At 64.5% G+C, this 3275-nt stretch carries 4 protein-coding genes; 1 reads left to right on the top strand and 3 read right to left on the bottom strand.

What is annotated here, in order from left to right:
- Positions 1-203 precede the first annotated feature (203 nt).
- The gene (locus AC5E6L_RS11950) at positions 204-887 is read left to right on the top strand and encodes a glycosyltransferase (RefSeq protein WP_491773545.1); all 684 of its coding nucleotides are present in this window, start codon (positions 204-206) and stop codon (positions 885-887) included.
- Between the two features lie 33 nt (positions 888-920).
- Here AC5E6L_RS11950 and AC5E6L_RS11945 read toward each other — a convergent pair whose 3' ends face one another.
- From AC5E6L_RS11945 to AC5E6L_RS11935, 3 genes are all read right to left on the bottom strand, one after another.
- Entirely contained in the window at positions 921-1871 is a 951-nt protein-coding gene (locus AC5E6L_RS11945; protein WP_491773543.1) for a glycosyltransferase family 2 protein, read from the bottom strand.
- Between the two features lie 29 nt (positions 1872-1900).
- Positions 1901-2374: a transcription elongation factor GreA gene (gene greA, locus AC5E6L_RS11940; protein WP_491228358.1), complete on the bottom strand. Its 474-nt coding sequence runs from the start codon at positions 2372-2374 to the stop codon at positions 1901-1903.
- Between the two features lie 143 nt (positions 2375-2517).
- Positions 2518-3275: ATP-binding protein (locus AC5E6L_RS11935; RefSeq protein ID WP_491773541.1), on the bottom strand; the 758-nt coding region annotated here is incomplete at its 5' end.

Genomic DNA, 3275 nt, shown 5'->3' with positions numbered 1-3275 from the left:
CGGGCCGGCGCCATCAGGCGCGGCGTTGCGCTGGGGCGTTTCAACAACGCTTTGTCAGTCGGTTGAACGTCAATATGCGGCAATCTACTGTGTCGTCCCTAATAGTAGGGATTCCGGGTCCCATGGTTCAAGGACCACGGCGACCGTCCCAGGACCCGCCGCCGGCATCTTTTTGCGCGGCACACCAGGCACATGGCACAGACATGCAGATTTCAGACATTCCGCGATCGGTGACATGTGTGCTGACAAGTTGCGGGCGTTTTGACCTGCTGCGTGCGACGCTCGATTCGTTTCTGGCCCATCACCGCCCGGCGCGCTTCCTCGTCGCCGAAGACTCGGCCGACGAAGCCTTTGCCCGGCAGGTTCGCGACCGCTATCCGCAGGTTGAGGTGCTGGTGAACCAGCCGCGCCTTGGGCAGCATCGATCGATCGACAGGGCCTATGCACAGGTGTCAACGCCGTTTATCTTCCACATGGAGGACGATTTTCGCTTCGACCGTCCGGTCGACGTGGCCGAGGCCGTCGCGCTGGTCGAGTCCGACCATGCGATCTCCAGCGTCTGTTTCCGTCGCTTTGACACGCTCAAGCTGCGCCACCGGCTGTTCGCTCGGCGCTTCGCGCACGGCGTCAACCAATATGCGCGCATGCGGCGTGCGCATCGCGACTGGTACGGCTTTACCTTCAATCCGAGCGTGTTGCGCCGCGACTTGTGGACAGAACGCGGTCCCTACCAAGGCTACCGGAACGAGCGCACGATCTCGCGCGCAATGAAGGATCAAGGTCTGGGCGTGGTCTTCCAACTGCCCGGAGCGGCCGTGCATATCGGATCGGGGCGCAGTGTCTTCGATCCCGCGCGGGCAATGGAGAGCCGCCGCATCAGCCGATGACGGTGAATCCGGCTCGGTTGGCCGACTTTTCGCTCAGCCGCCGTCGATCCATCGCTTCCAATCGGGCGTCGTGGCCGTCAAAGCCTCGTCCAGGCTCTCGTTCCCGAACTCGTGCCGCAGAGCCCGCGCGCGATCGCGCAACAATTGCCGCTTGTCGCTGAACGGGGCGAGGATGCGGTCGAGGAAAGCCGGATGAACGCCTTCCACCGCCGATGGCAGGTCGACGACATTCGACGTCTCGCGCCGCGCGCGTTTGCGGGCGAAGCGGCTGTCCGGATTGTCTCCCAGCTCATAGTTCGCAAAACCGCCGCCGCCCTTCAGATATTTCAGGTGCCAATAGGCAAAGCCGCCAAACCGCCGGCGCAACCCGGTATGGCGAAAGGTCTCGAACCGGCGATCCTTGACGAAGTAGTTTTGCGCCGTCAGGCGGACGAACCAGTGATCGCCATTGCCGCACAGCGGTTCTTCGGCGGGCAATCCCAGCCGCCCATCGGCATCGCGCGCCAAATTGATGCCGGAATAGCAAAGCGCTTCGCGATCCGTTGACCGGGCGTTGCGCGCCGCCTCGGCCAGGGCACCCATCGGCAGGTCCATCGCCATGTGATCGTCGTCCAGCTTGGTGACGATCTGGCATCTGGTCTGAGCCAGCGCGAAGTTGGAATAGTTCACCACGCTCGCCGTCGCATTGGCCGGTGTTCGCAGGTGGCCTTCGCTGCCCGGCGGAAACACGCGGTCAAGATAATGATAGACGCGAAGCTTGGGTCCGAAACGCTGGGCGAGCCGCGCCAATATGTCGGGCGTTGCGTCCGTGCACTGATTATGGACCGCGACAATCTCGTCGAGATGGCCGATATGGGACCGGATCGTCTGCTCCAGAAACGCTTCGCCGTTGCGGATCCGCATGAACGCGCTGATTCCGGGTCGACGCTGCTCGATCCTCAGATCGGCCGGATCGAAGATATAGCCTGTAACCGTCTCGGCCATTGCTGCCCCGGCTCGGCGGTTGGCCTGGGTCAGACGAATTTCACCGCGTCGATCTCATAGCCACGCGCGCCGCCGGGCGCCTGAACCTCGATCGAATCGCCGGCGCTCTTGCCGATCAGCGCCCGCGCGATCGGCGAGGAAATCGAGATCTTGCCGGCCTTGACGTCGGCTTCCTGATCGCCGACGATCTGATAGACCTTTTCTTCCTCGGTGTCCTCGTCGATCAGCGTGACCGTCGCGCCGAACTTGACGGTGTCGCCGCTCATGGCCGAAATGTCGATGACGTCGGCCCGCGAGAGCAGCCCTTCCAGTTCGGTGACGCGGCCCTCATTGTGGCCCTGGGCTTCCTTTGCGGCGTGGTATTCTGCGTTCTCGGACAGATCGCCATGGGCGCGCGCCTCGGCGATGGCCTCGATGATGCGCGGCCGTTCCTCCTGCGTGCGCCAGCGGAACTCCTCCTGCAATTGGGCGTGGCCCTGACGTGTCATCGGCACCTTGTTCATCGTCGTTCCTCAATTCCGCGCGCAGCATCGAAAGGGCGCACGTTACCAAACAAAAGCGGCCCGCCAGGCCCAAGCTTGCGAACCGCCCGTGTTCCAGGAAGGCTCCAAATAGGGAATTTGCGCGCCGATTGTAAGGTGCGCAATCAGGCGCCACGCGGCCCGCCATGATAGGCCTGCAGCGGCTTGACGCCCAGTTCGCCCCGGGCCAGCGCCGCGATCGCCTCGCCCGCGGCGACGGCGCCGGCGACGGTGGTGAAATAGGGCAGCCTGTTTTCGAGCGCCGCCCGGCGCAGCGATTTGGAGTCCGACAGCGCCTTCTTGCCCTCGGTCGTGTTGATGACGAGCTGCACCTGCCGGTTGCGGATCGCATCCTCGATATGCGGACGGCCTTCGAGCACCTTGTTGATCTTGGTCGCTTCGACGCCCCGCTCGATCAGGAAGCGCTGCGTGCCGCCCGTCGCGACGATCGCAAAGCCCATCTCGGCGAACTGGCGCGCGGTGCCCACAATGCGTTCCTTGTCGCCGTCCCTGACCGAGATGAACACCGAGCCCGTCTTGGGCAGATCCGTGCCCACGCCCATCTGCGCCTTGGCGAAGGCGACCGCGAAATCGTCGTCGAGCCCCATCACCTCGCCGGTCGAGCGCATTTCGGGGCCGAGCAGCGTGTCGACGCCCGGGAACTTGGAGAAGGGGAAGACGGCTTCCTTGACCGCGATGTGCGGCAGCGCCTCCGCATCGGCCAGCCCGCCATAGGGCGCGGCCGCGCCGGCCAGCGGCTCGCCGGCCATGACGCGCGCGGCGATCTTGGCGATCGGCCGGCCCACGGCCTTGGCGACGAACGGCACCGTGCGCGAGGCGCGCGGATTGACTTCGAGCACATAGATGGTGCCGCCCTGGATCG

This window comes from Roseitalea sp. (assembly GCF_984466335.1).
Note: the sequence above shows the minus strand (reverse complement) of the source record. Positions and strands in the feature narration are given on the sequence as shown.